This window comes from Saccharothrix stipae (assembly GCF_054781895.1).
In genome coordinates this window covers 45,453-62,841 of record NZ_BAAGTN010000022.1, presented here as the reverse complement: position 1 = coordinate 62,841, position 17,389 = coordinate 45,453, and the positions used below count along the sequence as shown (strand labels likewise).

The 17,389-nt window shown below is 73.1% G+C and carries 18 protein-coding genes; 9 read left to right on the top strand and 9 right to left on the bottom strand.

Annotated elements, in window-relative coordinates; translation table 11 throughout:
• Nucleotides 1-26: 26 nt before the first annotated feature.
• Nucleotides 27-845 carry a siderophore-interacting protein gene (locus tag ACYVLT_RS35300; protein ID WP_461124504.1) on the top strand — a complete coding sequence of 273 codons (819 nt, stop codon included), beginning with the start codon at nucleotides 27-29 and terminating at the stop codon, nucleotides 843-845.
• A gap of 77 nt (nucleotides 846-922) precedes the next feature.
• Here the strand turns inward: ACYVLT_RS35300 and ACYVLT_RS35295 are convergent, their stop codons facing one another.
• Nucleotides 923-1,555 (bottom strand): TetR/AcrR family transcriptional regulator, encoded by a 633-nt coding sequence (locus tag ACYVLT_RS35295; protein WP_461124503.1) that lies wholly within the window; start codon nucleotides 1,553-1,555, stop codon nucleotides 923-925.
• 92 nt (nucleotides 1,556-1,647) lie between these two features.
• On the opposite strand from ACYVLT_RS35295, the gene ACYVLT_RS35290 reads away from it, so the two are divergent.
• Complete coding sequence (locus ACYVLT_RS35290) at nucleotides 1,648-2,574, top strand: NAD(P)-dependent alcohol dehydrogenase (RefSeq protein ID WP_461124502.1); 927 nt, start codon at nucleotides 1,648-1,650, stop codon at nucleotides 2,572-2,574.
• On the opposite strand, the gene ACYVLT_RS35285 is transcribed toward ACYVLT_RS35290, so the two are convergent.
• Complete coding sequence (locus ACYVLT_RS35285) at nucleotides 2,575-3,720, bottom strand: acyl-CoA dehydrogenase family protein (protein WP_461124501.1); 1,146 nt, start codon at nucleotides 3,718-3,720, stop codon at nucleotides 2,575-2,577. It lies immediately after the preceding gene.
• A 160-nt stretch (nucleotides 3,721-3,880) separates the two neighbouring features.
• Here ACYVLT_RS35285 and ACYVLT_RS35280 point away from each other — a divergent pair, with 160 nt between their 5' ends.
• The 4 genes from ACYVLT_RS35280 (at nucleotide 3,881) to ACYVLT_RS35265 (ending at nucleotide 7,642) form a co-directional block, all read left to right on the top strand.
• Nucleotides 3,881-4,384: a SigE family RNA polymerase sigma factor gene (locus tag ACYVLT_RS35280; protein ID WP_461124500.1), complete on the top strand. Its 504-nt coding sequence runs from the start codon at nucleotides 3,881-3,883 to the stop codon at nucleotides 4,382-4,384.
• A complete protein-coding gene (locus ACYVLT_RS35275) occupies nucleotides 4,381-5,205 on the top strand; it encodes a hypothetical protein (protein ID WP_461124499.1) in 825 nt (274 codons plus the stop codon). Before ACYVLT_RS35280 ends, ACYVLT_RS35275 begins: the two co-directional genes overlap by 4 nt.
• Nucleotides 5,206-5,332: 127 nt before the next feature.
• Nucleotides 5,333-6,715 (top strand): FAD-binding oxidoreductase, encoded by a 1,383-nt coding sequence (locus ACYVLT_RS35270; RefSeq protein ID WP_461124498.1) that lies wholly within the window; start codon nucleotides 5,333-5,335, stop codon nucleotides 6,713-6,715.
• Nucleotides 6,716-6,892: 177 nt separating this feature from the next.
• A complete protein-coding gene (locus tag ACYVLT_RS35265; RefSeq protein ID WP_461124497.1) occupies nucleotides 6,893-7,642 on the top strand; it encodes a GH12 family glycosyl hydrolase domain-containing protein in 750 nt (249 codons plus the stop codon).
• 110 nt (nucleotides 7,643-7,752) lie between these two features.
• Here ACYVLT_RS35265 and ACYVLT_RS35260 read toward each other — a convergent pair whose 3' ends face one another.
• The 3 genes from ACYVLT_RS35260 to ACYVLT_RS35250 are packed head-to-tail and all read right to left on the bottom strand — an operon-like array spanning nucleotide 7,753 to nucleotide 10,479.
• Nucleotides 7,753-8,304 (bottom strand): cysteine hydrolase family protein, encoded by a 552-nt coding sequence (locus tag ACYVLT_RS35260; protein ID WP_461124496.1) that lies wholly within the window; start codon nucleotides 8,302-8,304, stop codon nucleotides 7,753-7,755.
• 20 nt (nucleotides 8,305-8,324) lie between these two features.
• Nucleotides 8,325-9,662 carry a multicopper oxidase family protein gene (locus ACYVLT_RS35255; protein WP_461124495.1) on the bottom strand — a complete coding sequence of 446 codons (1,338 nt, stop codon included), beginning with the start codon at nucleotides 9,660-9,662 and terminating at the stop codon, nucleotides 8,325-8,327.
• A complete protein-coding gene (locus tag ACYVLT_RS35250) occupies nucleotides 9,655-10,479 on the bottom strand; it encodes a cupredoxin domain-containing protein (RefSeq protein ID WP_461124494.1) in 825 nt (274 codons plus the stop codon). The genes ACYVLT_RS35255 and ACYVLT_RS35250 overlap by 8 nt, the downstream gene beginning before the upstream one ends.
• Before the next feature lie 185 nt (nucleotides 10,480-10,664).
• Between ACYVLT_RS35250 and ACYVLT_RS35245 the strand changes: the two genes are divergently transcribed.
• Nucleotides 10,665-11,588, top strand: coding sequence for a hypothetical protein (locus ACYVLT_RS35245; protein ID WP_461124493.1), 924 nt, complete (start codon nucleotides 10,665-10,667; stop codon nucleotides 11,586-11,588).
• Nucleotides 11,589-11,601: 13 nt separating this feature from the next.
• Here ACYVLT_RS35245 and ACYVLT_RS35240 read toward each other — a convergent pair whose 3' ends face one another.
• On the bottom strand, nucleotides 11,602-12,792 hold the full coding sequence (locus ACYVLT_RS35240; protein ID WP_461124492.1) for an MFS transporter: 1,191 nt from the start codon (nucleotides 12,790-12,792) through the stop codon (nucleotides 11,602-11,604).
• A complete protein-coding gene (locus tag ACYVLT_RS35235) occupies nucleotides 12,789-13,565 on the bottom strand; it encodes a DeoR/GlpR family DNA-binding transcription regulator (protein ID WP_461124491.1) in 777 nt (258 codons plus the stop codon). The genes ACYVLT_RS35240 and ACYVLT_RS35235 overlap by 4 nt, the downstream gene beginning before the upstream one ends.
• 235 nt (nucleotides 13,566-13,800) lie before the next feature.
• Here ACYVLT_RS35235 and ACYVLT_RS35230 point away from each other — a divergent pair, with 235 nt between their 5' ends.
• Nucleotides 13,801-15,771: an endo-1,4-beta-xylanase gene (locus ACYVLT_RS35230; RefSeq protein WP_461124490.1), complete on the top strand. Its 1,971-nt coding sequence runs from the start codon at nucleotides 13,801-13,803 to the stop codon at nucleotides 15,769-15,771.
• A gap of 4 nt (nucleotides 15,772-15,775) precedes the next feature.
• On the opposite strand, the gene ACYVLT_RS35225 is transcribed toward ACYVLT_RS35230, so the two are convergent.
• Nucleotides 15,776-16,294 (bottom strand): hypothetical protein, encoded by a 519-nt coding sequence (locus ACYVLT_RS35225; RefSeq protein WP_461124489.1) that lies wholly within the window; start codon nucleotides 16,292-16,294, stop codon nucleotides 15,776-15,778.
• A gap of 184 nt (nucleotides 16,295-16,478) precedes the next feature.
• On the opposite strand from ACYVLT_RS35225, the gene ACYVLT_RS35220 reads away from it, so the two are divergent.
• A complete protein-coding gene (locus ACYVLT_RS35220) occupies nucleotides 16,479-17,066 on the top strand; it encodes a superoxide dismutase (RefSeq protein WP_461124488.1) in 588 nt (195 codons plus the stop codon).
• A gap of 4 nt (nucleotides 17,067-17,070) precedes the next feature.
• Here the strand turns inward: ACYVLT_RS35220 and ACYVLT_RS35215 are convergent, their stop codons facing one another.
• On the bottom strand, nucleotides 17,071-17,376 hold the full coding sequence (locus tag ACYVLT_RS35215) for a GNAT family N-acetyltransferase (protein WP_461124487.1): 306 nt from the start codon (nucleotides 17,374-17,376) through the stop codon (nucleotides 17,071-17,073).
• Between the last annotated feature and the right edge of the window lie 13 nt (nucleotides 17,377-17,389).

The following is a 17,389-nucleotide window of genomic DNA, read 5'->3' as shown; positions in this document are numbered from 1 at the left end:
GTTGGAATCAGCGAGGGGTGCGCGACATGGCCGAACGTTCCCGGGGCAGGAGCGGGCGAGTGGTGCGCACCGAGCGGATCGCGCCGCAGATGGTCCGCGTCGTGCTCGGGGGAGAAGGGCTCGCGGATTTCGCCGTCGGCCCCTACACCGACAGCTACGTCAAGCTCGCCTTCCCCTTGGCGGACGTGCTCTACCCCGAGCCGTTCGACCTCGGTGCGATCCGCGCGGCGATGCCGCGGGACAAGTGGCCGCGGACCCGCACCTACACCGTGCGCAAGTGGGACGGCGATGCAGGTGAGCTGTGGATCGACTTCGTCACGCACGGCGACTCCGGCGTGGCCGGGCCGTGGGCGGCCAAGGCGCAGCCCGGTGACGTGCTCCACTTCGCCGGACCCGGCGGTGGGTACGCGCCCGACCCGGACGTCGCCTGGCACCTGATGGCCGGTGACGAGAGCGCCTGGCCCGCCATCGCGGCGGCCCTGGAGGCGTTGCCCGCGGGCGCTCGGGCCGAGGTGTTCGTCGAGGTCGACGGACCGGAGGACGAGCAGGTCGTGCGGACGGCGGGACAGGTCGACCTGCGGTGGCTGCACCGCGGCGGCGGCCCGCGCGGCCGGCTGGTGGTGGCGGCGGTCGAGGCGCTGCCGTTCCCCGAGGGCGTGGTCGGGGTGTTCGTGCACGGCGAGGCGAACATGGTCAAGGACCTGCGCGGGCACCTGAAGCTGGACCGGGGCGTGCCGCGCGAGCAGATGTCGATCTCCGGCTACTGGCGGCTCGGCGCGGACGAGGACGGCTGGCAGTCGGCCAAGGGCGAGTGGAACCGGCGGGTCGAGCAGGAGCAGGGCTAGCGGCTCGCGGGCCGTGACGTCGGAGGCGTGACCTCGCGGGTGCACCGGTAGGAGCAAGCCGAACGGCGCGCTCCTGGTCACCGCGGCCGATGTCGGCCGAGCGCCTCGCGCAGCCCGAGGCGGACGGGCGGCGGCAGCGGGTCGCGTGCTTGGAAGGCCTGGAGGAAGTACGCGACCAGGCGGCGTGCGGCGGCCACGGCCGCGTCCACCGAGTCGGTGACCAGACCGTTGTTGGCCATCAGCACCAGCGTCAGGTCGTCGGTGGTGAAGTCGGGGCGCAGCCTGCCCGCGGCCTTGGCGCGCGACACCAGCCCGGCGAACACCTCCTCCGCCGACGCGCGCTTCTCGTCCACCGGCACCGCGTCGGGGAAGGCGGTCAGGAACGCCGCGCTGAACCCGCGGTCCCGCGCCTGCATGTCGCAGAGCCCCGCCACCACCCGGCAGAAGCCACGCCACGGGTCCGGGTCCTCCGCGGCTCGGTGCACCTCGGCCGTGCAGGCCTCCAACTGGTCCGCGAACACCTCGGTGACCAGCGCCTCCTTCGTGGGGAAGCGGCGGTAGAGGGTCGCCACGCCCACGCCGGCGCGTCGGGCGATCTCGGTCATCGACACGTCCAGCCCGTCGGCGGCGAACGCCTCCCGCGCCGTGGCGAGGATGCGGTCGCGGTTCTCCCGCGCGTCCACGCGCAACCGAGTCGTCTCACCGGGCACGTCTCTCACTTTAGCTCAAGTGGAGGGCACCTTCCGCTTGTCCTGCTAGCGTCGAAGTGGAGGAGAGCTTCCACTTGTGCGAGAGGTGACGGATGCGTGCAGCGCTGTTCGACCGGTACGGGCCGCCGGAGGTCTTGTACGAGGGTGTCGTGCCCGACCCGGATGCCGGGCCGGGGCAGGTGGTGGTGCGCGTCCACGCGGCCAGCGTGAACGGCGGCGAGCTCATGGGCCGGTCCGGCCGGCTGGGGTTCCTGCTCGGCCGGGGGTTCCCCAAGCGCGTGGGCATCGACTTCGCGGGCGAGGTCGTGTCCGGCCCGGGTTTCCCGCCCGGTACCCACGTGTGGGGAGGCCTGCCGCGCGGCCGGTTCGGCAGCGCCGCCGAGTACGTCGCCGTCCGCCCGGACCGGCTCGCGCCCAGCCCCGCCGGTCTCGACCTGGTCCAGGCCGCCGCGCTGCCCGGCGTCGGCACCACCGCGATCACCGCCCTGCGGGACAAGGCCCGGTTGCGCCGGGGCGAACGACTCCTGGTGCGCGGTGCGAGCGGGGGAGTGGGCAGCGTGGCGGTGCAGGTCGGCAAGGCCTACGGCGCGCACGTCACCGCCCTGGCGAGCGGGCGCAACCTCGACTTCGTCCGCGGACTGGGCGCCGACGAGGCGATCGACTACCGCACCGACCCCGCCGACCTCGGCCGGTTCGACGTCGTCCTGGACACCCACGGGAGCACGCCGCGCGCCTACCGCCGCCTGCTCGGCCCCGGTGGCCGCATGGTCGGCATCGCCTTCCGCTCCGCGGCCGATGTCGGCTACGTCCTCGGGTCCGCGCTGTTCGGGCCGCGTCGCGTCCGGTTCTTCAGCGGCAACCCCGGGTCCGACCTGTTCGCGGACCTCACCGCGCTGGTGGAGAGCGGCGCGGTCCGGCCGGTGGTCGACGCGGTCCACCCGCTCGCCGACGTCGCCGCGGCGCACCGCGCGTTGGAAGCCGGTGGCGTGCGCGGCAAGCACGTGATCCGGATCGGGTGATCAGACGAACGGGCTGACGGTGTTCTCCGCGCCCACCAGGGTCGAGCCGTAGAGCTCCAGGTTGACCTGCGGGAGCAGCATGCCGTGGCGGGCGGCCACGTTCGCGTCGCGCCAGATCCGTTGCAGCGGGCTGGCGTCGGCGAAGCCGCGCGAACCGTGCGCGTACATCAGCGTCTCCAGGGCGCGGGTCACGTAGCGGACGGCCACGGAGGCGTCGGCACGACAACGGGTGCGCAGCAGCTCGGGCGGGTAGGTGGCCTCGGCGGCGTGCCGGTCGAGGGCGTCGGCGGCGCGGTAGGCGTGCAGCTCGGCGCTGTCCACCGCGCAGGCGGCCTCGGCGACCAGGAGCTGGAAGGCGGCCGAGTCGCGCTGGCTGGCGAAGCCCGTGTACGCGATGCCCTTGTCCGGCGCGGCGTCGATGACGTGCGCCAGTGCCGCACGGCCGAGGCCCAGCAGCGGACCGGTGATCATCACCACCAGCGACGGCACGAACGCGGCGCGGAAGGTGGGTGCGGTGGCCGCCGTGACGTTGGCGCCCGCCATCACCTGTTCGATCCGCAGCACGCGGTGCTCGGGCACGAACGCGTCCTGCACCACGAACCGGTTGCTGCCGGTGGACCTCATCCCGGCCACGTGCCACTCGTCCACGACCTCGAAGTCCTCGCGCGGCACCAGCAGCCACGCCAGGCCGTCGTCCAGGACCGCCGCCGCAAGGCCCCACGACGCGTGCCCGATCCCGGAGGCGTAGGTCCAGGCGCCGCTGAGCCGGTAACCGCCCGGCGCGCGCTCGGCCCTCCCGCTCGGCATCAACGTGCCGCTGGTCAGGGCGTCGGGGTCGGCGCCCCACACGTCCTGCCGCGCCTGCTCGGGGAACAGGGCGACGATCCAGTTGCCGCCGTTCCACAGCGCCGTCGACCAGCCCGCGCCGCCGTCGATCGCGGCCACCGCCGACGACAGGTCCAGGTGCGTGCGGATCGAGGCCTCCGCACCGCCGTACCGCGCGGGCCGGGTGGCGCGGAACGTGCCCGCGTCCCGCAACGCCGCCACGGTGTCGTCGGCCAACCGGCGGTCCTCGTCGGCCCGCGCGGCGGCGCCGGTCAACCGCGGCGCGAGGGCCGCGATGGCGGTCAGGACGTCGGAACTCATCGGGAAACCCCCTGGGACTCGGCGACCGCGGCGAGTGGTCGATCGTCCCACCGCCGGTCGTCGGACCGGAGCGGCCATTCGCGTGGCCCGGCGCGCCGAACGGGTCGGCGGCAACCGAACGGCGGCCGCACCTCGTCGTGGTGGTGGAGGGGGTGGACGGGTGAAGGACAAAGATGCCGAGTTCGTCGCGTTCGTCCGGGCGAAGCACGGCCACGTGCGGCGGACGGCGTTCCTGCTGTGCGCCGACTGGCACCTGGCCGAGGACCTGGCGCAGGCCACGCTGCTCAAGCTGTACCGCTCGTGGTCGCGCGTGCGGCGGGCCGACTCGGTCGACGCGTACTGGCGCACGGTGCTCGTGCGCACCGTGATCGACCACCGGCGGCCGTTGAAGCGCTCGGAGAGACCGGTCGCCGAACCGCCGGACCTGCCCGCCGTCGAGGTCGAGCACGAGCACGGCGTCGACGTGCAGCGCGCGTTGGCGACGTTGCCGCCGGGTCAGCGCGCGGCGGTCGTGCTGCGGTACTGGGAGGACCTGTCGGTCACGCAGACGGCGACGTTGCTCAAGTGCAGCGAGGGCACCGTCAAGAGCCAGTGCGCCAAGGGCCTCGCGGCGTTGCGGCGGGAACTGAACGGCAACCTGGACAAGGGAGGAGTGGCGTCGTGAACGACGTGGACGAAGTGCGCAGGATGCTCGCCCCGGCGCTGGAAGGCGACACCGGGCCGCTGCACTCGCCGGAGGAGGTGCTGCGGTCGGCGCACCGGGCGTCGGCGCGACGGAAGGCGGTGGTGGTCGCCGCGTTGTCGGTCGGGGTGGTGGTCGCGACGGTGACGAGCGTGCTCGTCGGCGTGACCCCGTCGTCCACCGTGGCGTCCGCGACGAGTGCCGTGCTCACGACCACGGCCCAGCCGCCGACCGACGTGCGGCCGGTGCGGACCACGCTCGGGCACGCCGACGACCTGACCGCGGCACTGGCCGCGGCGGACGTCGTCCCGGACGGCTTCGACCTCGTCGCCACGCTCCCGGACGGCGCCGCGCCGGAAGTACCGCCGCTGCACTTCCGCCCGTTCGGCGAGGACACCTCGGGCGGCTACCTGGCCTCCGCGGTGTTCGTCGACGCCAAGGGGCGTGCCACGTTGACGGTGTACGTGCGGTCGGCCACCGCACCGGAGAAGTGCACGGCGGAGAGCCGCTGCCCGCTCTTCACCGCGGCGCGGGCCACGAGGGTGGGAACACCGACCGTGACGTCCGTCGACGGCGTCGAGGTCGCGGTGGCGCGTGACCACGACACCGGCCTGCCGGGCATGGTGTCGGCGACCGCGCGCCTCCCCGACGGCACGGTGGTGCAGGCGACGATCATCACCGAGGTCACCGTGCTGTCCCAGGGCGTGCCGTACCCGGAACCCGCCACTCGCGACAGCGTGCCGTTGACCGAGCGGCAGCTGGTCGACCTGGTCACCAAGCCCGGGTTCCGCTACCAACCGTGATCGCCGCGGGGGTTCGAGTCGGGCGGTCGCCTCCCGCGACCTGGATCGGTACCCCGACCCGAACTCCGACCGTTCGGCGGAGTGGCGTGCGGGCCGGCGGCGGGACCATGGGTCGGGGGTAGTACTCATGGAATTCGGTCGCAGAACCTTCATCCAGGCAACCGGACTCGTCACGCTGGGGGCGTGGGAGCGCGATTGGGACCGGCTGCGCCGCAAGCTCACCGGCAGGCTGGTGCTGCCGGGCGACGACGCCTACGACACCGTGCGCCGGCCGTACAACACGGTGTACGCGCACCGCAGGCCCGCGGCCGTCGCGCTGTGCGCCGACGAGTCCGACGTCGCCCGGTGCCTGGAATTCGCCGCGCGGGAAAGGATCCCGGTCGCCGCGCGCAGCGGCGGGCACAGCTACGCCGGCTACTCGGTGCCGGAGAACGGCCTCGTCGTCGACCTGTCCGCGCTGCGCGCGATCCGGGTGGACCACCGGGGCCGGGCCGAGGTCGGCGCGGGCACCCGGATGATCGACCTGTACGACGAGTTGGCCCGGCGCGGTCGGCTGCTGCCCGCCGGCTCGTGCCCCACGGTCGGCATCGGCGGGCTGGCGCTGGGCGGCGGGATCAGCGTCGTGGGCCGCAAGTACGGCCTGACGTGCGACCACCTGCGCGCCGCGCGGATCGTGACACCGGGCAGCCGGGTGCGCCGGACCGACGCGCACACCGAACCCGACCTGTTCTGGGCGCTGCGAGGCGGCGGTGGCGGCAACTTCGGCGTCGTCACGTCGTTCACCTTCGACACCGCGCCCGCACCGGACGTGACCGCGTTCCTCCTGGCGTTCCCGACGGGTGCGGCGACCGACGTGCTCGGCGCGTGGCAGGAGTGGGTGGTCGGCACACCGGACGGCCTGTGGTCGGCGTGCAACGTCGGCGCGGGCAGCCCGCCGACCACCAACGTCATCGGCAGCTGGATCGGCCCGGCCGACGAGCTGACCCGGCTGCTCGACCGGTTCGCCGCGAAGGTCGCGCCGACCAGCCGCACGGTCCTGCCGATGGACTACGGCAGCGCCATGCGGTTCTTCGCCGGCTGCCTGCCCGCGTGCCAACCGGACGACGGCTCGCCGTTCGTGGCCTCCTCCCGGATGCTGTACCGGCCGGTCGACCCGGCGCGCGTCGTCGGCCTGCTGGACGGGCGGCGGACGGGTCGGGCGCAGTTCGACACGTTCGGCGGCGCGATCGCGCGCGTGCGGCCGGAAGCCACCGCGTTCCCGCACCGGCACGCCATCGCCAGCGCCCAGGCGTACGTCGACGTGGTCGGCGTCGACGAGGCCGAGGCCCGCCGCATCCTGGCCGACCTGCGCGACGGGATCGGCCACGGCACCGGCTACGTCAACTACATCGACCCGGACATGCCGGACTGGCCGACCGCCTACTACGGCCGCAACCTCCCACGACTGCGCCGCGTCGCGCGTCGCTACGACCCGGACCGCGTCCTGGCGTTCCCCCAAGGGCTCGCCTGACGCCTGAGGGCCGGCAAGGGCTGGACGAGCACGTGCCGGTGGAAGTGCGCGACCCGGCGACCGTGCCGCGCGATCGGAACCGGTTCCGGCTCGACGTGTACGGCGGGGGCAATCCGGTCTACTCTGGGAGCGCTCCCGGAGATTCCCCGCCGTCGTGGACCCTTCGAAAGGAGTTCCATGCGTAGCACCGTCCGAGCTCTCGTGCTGGCCGGACTGATGGCCGCCAGTGTGGTCGTCACGACCGGACCGGCCGCCCAGGCCGACACGACGATCTGCCAGCAGTACGGGTCGACCACCATCCAGGGCCGTTACGTGGTCCAGAACAACCGGTGGGGCACCTCGGCGACCCAGTGCATCAACGTCACCTCGACCGGTTTCCGGATCACCCAGCAGCAGGGCTCGGCGCCGACCAACGGCGCGCCGCTGTCGTACCCGTCGGTGTTCCTGGGCTGCCACTACACCAACTGCTCGCCGGGCAGCAACCTGCCGATGCAGGTCAGCCGGATCCGCAGCGCGACGTCCTCGATCAACTACAGCTACGTGGGCGGCACCTACAACGCCTCCTACGACATCTGGCTCGACCCCACGCCCAAGACCAACGGGGTCAACCAGATGGAGATCATGATCTGGTTCAACCGCCAGGGCTCGATCCAGCCGATCGGCAGCGCCGTCGGCAACACCACCATCGGCGGCCGCAGTTGGCAGGTCTGGCGCGGCAGCAACGGCGCCAACAACGTGATCTCCTACGTCGCGCCGTCGCCGATCACGTCGTGGTCGTTCAACGTGCTCGACTTCATCAACGACGTCCGCAACCGCGGCGCGATCACCACGTCGTGGTACCTGACCAGCATCCAGGCCGGTTTCGAGCCGTGGAACGGCGGCGTCGGCCTGGCGGTCAACAACTTCTCGGCCTCGGTCAGCGGCTGACCCGCGCCACCCGGTCGCCGGGGCCGGTCCGGGACGACACCCCGGACCGGCCCCCGCCGTGCACGTCGACATCGCGACCGGTCCTCCCGCGTCACGCCGGCGGCCGTGCGTCAGGCGGGCGGCCGGAACACGACGTCGGACGCGGCGCGCAGGAGCAGCGTCCCGCCGGGGTGGATCGCGGTGCTGAGGATCCGGTTGTGCCGGTCGACGACCTGCTCGGCGGTCAGGCCCGCCGCCGGGTCGCCGTCGGCGGCCGGTGCGTGCCCGTCGCTGACCAGCACCACGTCCAGGCCGTGGCTCAGCGCGGACCGCGCGGTCGTGTCGACGCAGTAGTCGGTGGCGAGGCCGGTCAGCACGACGGTGTCCACGTGCCGCTCGGCGAGCACCGCGGCGAGCTCGGTGCGGTAGAAGGCGTCGGTCGCGGTCTTGCGGACGACCACGTCCGTCGGCTCCAGACCGAGGCGGGGGCTGAGCCGCGTGCCCGGCTCGTCGGGGTCGAAGTCCGTGCCTGCGGGCCCGACCTGCCGCAGCGCGATCACCGGCACACCCTGCCGCCGGGCCGCGCGCGCCAGGGACGCGATGCGGTCGGCCAGCTCGTCACCCCGCCAGACGAGCGGGATCAGCACGTCCTGCATGTCGACGATGACCAGCGCCGGCTCCATACCGGTGCAGCCTATCGACGTCAGGTGACCTCCAGCACGCCCATCATGCCCAGGTCCTCGTGCGAGGCGATGTGGCAGTGGTAGACCGTGCGGCCTCCCTCGCCGCGCAACGGCACCGCGATCGTCACCGTGCCGCCGGGCGGGACGTTGACGGTGTCGCGCCAGGCCCGCCGCGGTTCGCGCACGTCGTCGCGTGCCAGCACCTGGAACGAGTAGCTGTGCAGGTGGAACGGGTGGTCGGTGGTGTGCTCGTTGACCACGTCCCAGACCTCCAGCGTGCCGAGCCGGGCCCGGAGGTCCACGCGGTGGTGGTCGAAGGTCCGGCCGTCCACCGTGAAGCGGTCGGTCCCGTCGCCGCCGAGCACGATCCGCCTGCGCCGCACCGCATCCGCCTCGTCCAGCACCTCGACGTCCCGCAACCGCGCCGGCAACGCGACCGGCGCCAACCCGGCGGGCACCTCCAGCGCGGCCAGCCGGAACGCGGTGCTCGTCGCGCCGCCGGGGCCGTAGACCGAGTACGGCAGCGCGGTGAGCTCCAGCCGCCCGGCCGCGCTGGTGTCCACCAGCACGTCGGCGCGTTCGCCGGGTGCGAGCAGGACCTCGGTGATCCCGACCGGTTCGGCGACGAAACCGCCGTCCGTGGCGACCAGGTGCAGGGCCGTGCGATCGCCCGACCGCAGCACGCCGACCAGGAGGTGGTCGCCCGCCGTGGCGTTGAGCAGGCGCAGCCTGGTCCGGCCGGCGGTGGGGGTGAGCACGGGCCGGACCACGCCGTTGACGCTGATCTCCGCCCCGGTGCGGGTGAACACCAACACCCTGTCGTCGCACGGCTCGAGCAGCTCGTCGGTCGGGCCGGTGACGACGATCGGCCCGGCGAGGCCCGCCAGGAGCTGCCGTTCGACGTCGCCGTGCGCGTGCGGGTGGTACCAGTAGGTGCCGGCCACGCCCGCGGGCACGTCGAACTCCTGCACGCTCGTCGCGCCGGGAGCCACGTGGGCCAGCGGTGCGTCCACGGCGGGTGCCAGCGGCAGGCCGTGCAGGTGCAGGCTGCTGTCGGTGTCGAGGTCGTTGCGGAACTCCAGTCGCACCCGGTCGCCCTCGCGGAGCATCACCAGCGGGCCGGGGGCGGAACCGTTGTAGCGCAGGGAGTTCCCCGCCTGCGCGGCGACCAGCTCACCGCGCAGCACACCGTCCGCGCCCGCGCGCAGCGGCAGGGTGGGTGGTCGGGGGAGCGGCGGGCCGTCGGCGGGTCCGGCGAGGGCGGCGCGCAGGAGCGGCACGCCACCCGCGACGAGGGCGCCCGCGGTCAGGCCGCCCGCGATCAGCGCGGTCCGGCGGGACACCTTCCGCTCAGCCATGGTGGTGCGCACCGGAGGTCTCGCCGGCGGTCGGGGAGGACGGTGCCGGGAGCGCGCCGTCGGTGACGGTCAACCGGCCGACCATGCCCTTCTCCCGGTGGTCGCCGGCGGCGCAGTGCACCGCGTACCGGCCCGGCTCGGCGGCCACCACGGTGATCCGGGTGCGGCCGCTGGGCACCTCGACGTCCACGCCCAGCTCGGTGATCGTGAACGTGTGGTTGTCGTCGGTGTCGTTGGTGAACCGGAACGCCACCGGTCGCCCCCGGTCGACCCGCAGCTGGGCCGGGGAGAACTTGAAGTTCTCCATGTCCACGGTGGGCAGCGCGGCGATCTGCTCGTCGGTCAGCGACCCGGTGTCGTCGGCCTGCGGCCACACCACCAGCAGGGTCGCCGCGAGCGCCACACCGACCGCCGCGCCACCGCCGAGCACGACGAGCCGTTCGCCGCCGACGCCACGACCACGGCCCGACATCAGCACCACCGACGACACCACGGCCACGCCGGCCGCCGCCACCAGCACCGCCGCCACCGCGAACGGCGGCACGTCGCCCGGTCGGCCCAGGTCGAACGCCAGGTCGACGGGGTGGAAGAAGACCGTCGCCACCGCCACGACGATCGTCACGACCGGGGCGAACCGGACGCGTCGCCACAACAGCGCGGCGGTGGCCAGGGGGAGGGCGGACACGGCGGCCATGCCGGGGTTGGGCTGCCCGGCCAGGACAAGGAAGTAGGACGCGTTCGCCGCCGCGAGCACCGCGGTCGCGAGGAGGGCGGTGGTTGCGGCACCGGTCGACCGTTCGGCCGTTCGGGTGGTCATGGTTTCCTCCGAAATTGTGTGACTGGTCAGTCACTCACTCTTGCTACAGCTCACCGCACTGCACGATCGCCTGTCAAGCGGCAAGTGGAAGATTTGTGAGTGTTCAGCCACTCTCTTTCGGTGGTAACAGAGCGTAGAACCGGCTCGATGACCGGCGTACATCCGTTCGGTGTAAGGAGCACGCTGTGGTGGAGAACTCCGCATTAGGTCTGGTCATGCTGGAGACCGGGGTCCCGGTCGTGGTGACCGGCGAGGAGCACCACCAGGAGTGGTTGGCGAGGTACCCGGTCGCGCCCGGCGAGCAGCGACGCGTCGCGGTCGCGCTGGCCTGGTGCACCATCGGCTCGGGCAAGCACCGCGGCCAGTACGCCATCGAGGTGCGGTTGGACGGGCAGCGCGTCGGCGAGCTGACCTACCTGATGTCGCGGCGCTACGCCGACGTGCTCGGCCGGGTGATCGAGGCGGGCGGCACGCCGGGCTGCGAAGCGGTGATCCGACGGGGCAACCGGGGCTCGGAGGTCGTGCTCCAACTGCCGCGTGACACGTCCGCCGCGGGCGTGCCGCCGCAGCCCGCGGTCTACGCGCCGCAGGCGAAGCGCAAGTCCCACCGTCCGGCGTGGATCGCCGCCGCCGCGGTGGTGTTCCTGTTCATCGTCATCGGCGCACTGGCCGACGACTCACCGTCCACTCCGGACTCGGCCGCCCCGCTGACCACGACGCGGACGACCGTGCCGACGACGACCACTACCGCGCCTACGACCACCACCACCACCACCACCACGACTACGACCACGACCACGACGACCACCACCACCACCACCACCACGGTCGCGGCGCCGGCTCCGAAGCCGCAACCCAACCCGCAACCGAACCCGCAACCGAACCCGCAGCCCAACCCCCAGCCGAACCCGGCGACCCAGGCCCCGCCGCCGCCCGCGCCGAACCAGGGCTGCCACGCCAACTACAAGCCGTGCGTGCCGATCGCGAGCGACGTCGACTGCGAGGGTGGTTCGGGCGACGGGCCGGCCTACGTGCGCGGGCCGGTCACCGTCGTCGGCGCGGACCCGTACCGCCTGGACCACGACAAGGACGGCATCGGCTGCGAGTAGCGCCGCGCGCGGGTCAGCGGCTCGGCGAGGTGACGGGTTGCGCGGTCGGCGCCGGGCGGGGCGCCAGGACGCCGGCGAAGACCACCCCGAGCAGGCACAGCGCCACCGGGACGAGGAACGCCACGTTCAACGGGATCCAGTGCGCCAAGCCGCCGATCAGCGCCGGACCCGCGAGCAGGCCCACGTAGCCGAGGCCGACGACCCGCGCCATCAGCGCGCCGGACGACCGCTTGTCCAGGTTGCCCGCGGCGGAGAACAGCTGCGGCACGCTGCCGGACAGGCCCAGGCCGAACAACGCCCAGCCCGCGAACGCGAGCCCCACCCACGGCGAGAACACCACGAGCGTGAGCCCGAGCGCGGCCAGTGCCGCCCCGTACCGCACGATGGCGACGGGACCGACGGCCGCGGCGACCCGGTCGGTGGCGAACCGGCCGACGGTCATCGCCACCGCGAACGAGCCGTAGGCGAAGGCGGCGGTGCTGGTGGAGGTGCCCAGGACGTCCTCGGCGTGCAGCGCGGCCCAGTCGTTGGCGACGCCTTCGGCGAGCATCATGGCGAACGCGATCGCGCCCAGCAGCCACACCAGCTTGGTCGACGGCTTCGCCGCCGGGGCCTCGGACGCGCCCTCCGCCCGCTCCTCGGTGTCGGCGTCGATCAGGAACCGGCCGGTGAGCAGCGACACGACGATGGTGAACGCACCGCACGCGCTCAACGTCACCGCCGTGGGCACGGCCGCACCGAGCGTGACCGCGCCGACCACCGCCGCGATCGCGCCGCCGATGGACCACATGGCGTGGAACGACGCCATGATCGGCCGCGGGTAGGCGCGTTCCACGACCACGGCGTGGGAGTTCATCGCCACGTCGATCGTGCCGTTGCCGAAGCCGAACAACAGCAGCGCCAGTCCCAGCGCCCACCACGTGTCGGCCAGGCCGGGGAAGAACAGGGCGACGCCGAGCAGCACGCCCGCCGCGGGCAGGAGCTTGCGCTGGCCCAGCCGGTCGGCGAGCGGACCGGCGACCTGCATGCCGACGAACGCCGCACCGCCGAGCACGAGCAGCAGCGCGCCCAGGGCGCTGTGCGAGATGCCGGTCGCGCGCTCGATGTTCGGGATGTGCACCACCCACAGGCCGACGGCGAACCCGTTGAGGGTGAAGTAGATCCAGGTCGCGACGCGGGCGGCGCGCGGCAGGGGGGTCGTCACGGGTTCTCCAGTCGTTCGGCTACGTGCACGAGCACCCCGCGTGCGTCGAGCTCGCGGCGCACGTCCGCAGGGGTGTCGGGGTCGGTGACGAGCACGTCGGGTCGGTCGGCGGGGCAGACGTGGGCGAGCGCGGTGCGGCCGAACTTGGTGCTGTCGGCGAGCACGACCGTGCGCGCGGACACCGCCATCGCCTGCTGCTTGACCTCGGCGTCGGCGAGGTTGTGCGCGGTGAGCCCGGCGTCGAGGTCGATCGCGCACGGGCTGAGCAGGGCCACGTCGAAGCGAAGCGCCCGTAGCGACGCCAGCGCCAGTGGGCCCACCATGGCCAGCTCGCCGGGCCGCGGCTCGCCGCCGGGCAGCAGCAGGCGCACCTCGGGCGCGTCGAGCAGCTCGCGCACCGCGTGCAGGGACAGCGGCATCACCGCCACCGGGCGGCCGCGCAGCAGCTTCGCCACCTCGACCGCCGTCGAGCCGCTGTCCAGCACGATCGTCTCGCCGTCCCGGACCAGGTCGACGGCGGCCGCCGCGATGGCGCGTTTCGCCGCGGTGGCGGTCGCGGTGCGCGCCGTGAACGGCGGCTCGACCCCCGCCGGGCTGAGCGGCACCGCCCCGCCGTGCACCCGGCGCAACACACCGCCCGCCGCGAGCAGGTCCAGGTCGCGGCGGATGGTCATCTCCGACGCGCCGGTCGCGGCCGCCAGCTCCGCCACGGCGACCTGTGCGCCGGAGCGGAGCCGTTCGACGATCACGCGGTGGCGGTCGGTGCTCTTCACGTGAGCAACCTTCGCAAAGGATGTTCATTCGAACAAGTGCTTTGTGCTTCCGCTCGCATTCGGCCGTACCCGGGCGTGGCCCGGCCACCCATGTCGGTCGTGCGGGCCGTGCGAGCGCCGGTGCGGGTGCTTTGGGCTGAACGGTGGCCGGCCGGCGGTCGACGGGCCTGCCTATAGTCCGGACGAGGAGTTCTGGGAGCGCTCCCAGAACCGTTCGACGGAAGAGGGATTCTCGATGAGGAGAGTTCTCGCCGGTGTGCTCGCGACCTCGGTCGTGGCCGGCCTGGTCACGTTGGCGCCGCACGCGAGCCCGCGGGCCGTCGCCGACGAACCCGTGGTCGTGGTCTCCAGCACGTTCGACGACGGCACCGCACAGGGCTGGACGTCCCGCGCCGGCGAGGTGGTCGAGCCGAGCACCGCGGTGGCCCGCAGCGGCACCCACGGCCTCGCGATCACCGGCCGTGCCCAGACCTGGCAGGGGCCGACGCTCGACCTGCTCGACGAGGTGCGGAAGGGCGTCCGCTACGACCTGTCGGTGTGGGTGCGCCTGGCGGCGGGCGAGGCGGCCACGCAGGCCCGGCTGTCGGTCGAGCGACGCACCGCGGGCACGCCGAGCTACGACCAGGTCGTGGGCGACACTGCGGTGAGCGCGGACGGCTGGGTCAACCTGCGCGGCAGCTACACCCTCGCCGCCGACGTCGAGTTCCTCGCCACCTACGTCGAGCTGGGCAGCGCCACGGCGGCCCTGCACATCGACGACTTCTCCCTGTCCCACACGCCGTTGCCGCCGATCCAGACCGACATCCCGTCGGTCAAGGACGTGCTGGCCGACCACTTCGCCGTGGGCGCCGCCGTCGAAGGCGCGCAGGTGTTGGACAACCACGGTCAGCTGCTCGCCAAGCACTTCGACTCGATCACGCCGGGCAACACGCTGAAGTGGGACGCCACCGAACCCACCGAGGGCGCGTTCCGCTTCGGCGACGCGGAGACCCTCGTCGCCTGGGCGAAGGCCAACGGCTCGGCCGTGCGCGGGCACACGCTGGTGTGGCACCAGCAGACACCGGCGTGGGTGTTCAAGGACGCCGCGGGCAACGACATGACCGCGACCCCGGAGAACAAGGCCCTGCTGCTGTCCCGCCTGGAGGCGCACGTCCGCGCGGTCGTCGGCCACTTCGGCGAGGACATCCCGGTGTGGGACGTGGTGAACGAGGTCGTCGACGAGGCCCAGGCGGACGGCATGCGGCGCAGCAAGTGGTTCGAGATCACCGGCTTGGACTACCTGCGCACGGCGTTCCGCGTGGCCCGCGAGGTCGCGCCGAACGCCCGGCTGGTGATCAACGACTACAACACCAACGTGCCGGCCAAGCGCGACAAGCTCTACGACCTGGTGGTGCGGCTGCGTGCCGAGGGTGTGCCGGTCGACGCGGTGGGCCACCAGATGCACGTCAACGTGCAGTGGCCGGCGCTGCCGGAGACCGAGGCGATGCTGGCGAAGTTCGTGCCGCTGGGCATCGACCAACAGATCACCGAGATGGACGTCTCCGTCTACACCGACAGCGGCCAGTCCTACCCGACGCCGCCGCGCGAGGTGCTGCTCACCCAGGCCTACCGGTACCGCGACTTCTTCGAGCTGTACAAGAAGTACTCCGACCACATCAGCTCGGTGACCTTGTGGGGACTGGCGGACGACAGCACGTGGCTGGACAGCTTCCCGGTGACCCGCAAGGACCACCCGCTGCTGTTCGACACGAGGTTGCAGGCGAAGGACGCCTACTGGGGCGTGGTGGACCCGGGTCGGATCGGCGGTCCGACCAGCACGACGACGACCACTACGACGACCACGACCACCACGACTACGACCATGACGACCACCACGACTTCGCCCCCGGCGTTGTGCGCGGTCGCCTACACGATCGGCGGGCAGTGGCAGGGCGGTTTCCAGGCCGAGGTCCGGATCACCAACCGGAGCACCGCGCCGATCACCGCGTGGACGCTCGCCTGGTCGTTCGCCGACGGTCAGCGGATCACCCAGCTCTGGGCCGCCACCCACACCCAGGACGGCGCGGCGGTGAGCGTGCGCCACGCGTCCTGGAACAGCATGATCCCACCGGGCGGCTCGGTGTCGTTCGGGTTCCTGGGCAGCTGGGCGGGCGCGAACGGCAAGCCGACCGCGTTCACCCTGAACGGGACGCCCTGCCAGAGCTGACGCGTCAGCCCTCGACCACCTTGTGGTAGCGCAACGGGGTGTAGGCGCCCGCCGTCCGCGCCGTCCACTTCCGCTCCACCGGCGGCTCGCCGTCGGGGCCGGTCTGCTCGCGCACGACCGGCTCCGACCTCGCGTCGTCCGCCCAGCGGACGAACAGCGCCGCGTGGCCCGCGTTGACCAGGGCGTCACCGGGCAGCAGTTCGGCGTGCGCGATCTCGGTGGCGACGTCGCGCAGCGTGGTCGTGGTGCGGGAGTGGGTGAGGCCCCACGCCATCGAGACGTAGCCGGAGCAGTCGGTGCGGTAGTTGCCGTGCTCGTTCTGGTGGCAGGCCTGCTGGCTGTACGGCACCCGGGCGTCCAACCAGGACTGCGACCGGGTCTGCGTCTCGCCGCGCGTGGTCGCGCGGTCCTCCGGCGTCGTCCCGCACGCGGCCAAGCCGCCCGGGTCGTCCACCGCGTGCGCGACCGGTGCCACGAACGCCGCCGTGCAGGCGATGGCGGCGACCAGCGTGCGGGTGCTCATCGGACCCCCTCGGGTCGTGGGTGCGCCGCGGACGGCCCGCGGCGTTGGCACCACGAGGTTTCCCGCCGTTCGGTGGCATAGCGCCAAACCACTCGGCCGAGTGATCTGCCGCGCGCGGAGGGTTCACCCGGAGCGGCGAGGGTAGTTCGACGGTGCTCTCGGCGGACGTCCGAAGGGGACCGGTATGCGCTTCGTCATCGTCGTGGCCGCGCTGTGCGCCGCGGTGGGGTGCGGCGGCGACCCGGAAGCGGGCCGGGCCAGGTCGTCCGCGGCGGAGGTGGGCAGCCGGGAGATCGGCGTCCTGGCGCCGGCCGAGGCGGCCGGCGCCGCCTTCACCTACGACCCGGTCGCCGCGCCACCGGGCGCGGAGCTGGAGCTGGAGGTGGTCGGCGGTGACGGCACGACGACCGTGCGGCTGAGCGCCGACCTGCTCCAACCCGATCGCGGTTACGCCGCCCACGCGCACACCGATCCGTGCGGCCGCAAGGGCACCGACGCCGGCCCGCACTACCAGCACGAGGTCGACCCCGCCGCGACGCCCGAGCGGCCGTCGGTCGACCCGGCCTACGCCAACCCGCGCAACGAGATCTGGCTCGACCTCACCACCGACGGCCGGGGCAGCGGCACGGCCGAGACCACGGTCCCGTTCGCCTTCGGCGACCGCGCGCCGTCCTCGATCGTGCTGCACGAGCACCCGACCACCGAGACCCGGCAGGGCCGGGCGGGCAGCGCGGGCGCCCGGATCGCCTGCTTCACCGCCCCGTTCCGCTGACGGCTCAGTCCACGGCGGTGGTCTTCGGCGAGCGGTAGACGATGTCGACGTACTCGCGGTGCCGTTCGACGTAGCCCTTGATGAACGGGCACAGCGGCAGCACGGGCAGCCCCCACGCCCGCGCCTGGTCGAGCGCGCCGCGGGCCAGGGCGCTGCCGACGCCCTTGCCCTCGAACGCGGGGTCGACCTCGGTGTGGGTGAACACGATCAGGTCGGGTGTGCGGATGTAGACCGCCTTGCCCGCCGCCGTGCCGTCGACCACGGCCGCGAAGTGCTTCTCCGCGGGAACGTCGTGCACCTCGATGACCATGACGCGATCCTCG

Coding starts and splice junctions, on each gene's coding strand:
- ACYVLT_RS35300 (WP_461124504.1), top strand. CDS start 27: ATGGCCGAACGTTCCCGGGGCAGGAGCGGGCGAGTGGTGCGCACCGAG.
- ACYVLT_RS35290 (WP_461124502.1), top strand. CDS start 1,648: ATGCGTGCAGCGCTGTTCGACCGGTACGGGCCGCCGGAGGTCTTGTAC.
- ACYVLT_RS35285 (WP_461124501.1), bottom strand. CDS start 3,720: ATGAGTTCCGACGTCCTGACCGCCATCGCGGCCCTCGCGCCGCGGTTG.
- ACYVLT_RS35270 (WP_461124498.1), top strand. CDS start 5,333: ATGGAATTCGGTCGCAGAACCTTCATCCAGGCAACCGGACTCGTCACG.
- ACYVLT_RS35265 (WP_461124497.1), top strand. CDS start 6,893: ATGCGTAGCACCGTCCGAGCTCTCGTGCTGGCCGGACTGATGGCCGCC.
- ACYVLT_RS35260 (WP_461124496.1), bottom strand. CDS start 8,304: ATGGAGCCGGCGCTGGTCATCGTCGACATGCAGGACGTGCTGATCCCG.
- ACYVLT_RS35255 (WP_461124495.1), bottom strand. CDS start 9,662: ATGGCTGAGCGGAAGGTGTCCCGCCGGACCGCGCTGATCGCGGGCGGC.
- ACYVLT_RS35250 (WP_461124494.1), bottom strand. CDS start 10,479: ATGACCACCCGAACGGCCGAACGGTCGACCGGTGCCGCAACCACCGCC.
- ACYVLT_RS35230 (WP_461124490.1), top strand. CDS start 13,801: ATGAGGAGAGTTCTCGCCGGTGTGCTCGCGACCTCGGTCGTGGCCGGC.
- ACYVLT_RS35225 (WP_461124489.1), bottom strand. CDS start 16,294: ATGAGCACCCGCACGCTGGTCGCCGCCATCGCCTGCACGGCGGCGTTC.
- ACYVLT_RS35220 (WP_461124488.1), top strand. CDS start 16,479: ATGCGCTTCGTCATCGTCGTGGCCGCGCTGTGCGCCGCGGTGGGGTGC.
- ACYVLT_RS35215 (WP_461124487.1), bottom strand. CDS start 17,376: ATGGTCATCGAGGTGCACGACGTTCCCGCGGAGAAGCACTTCGCGGCC.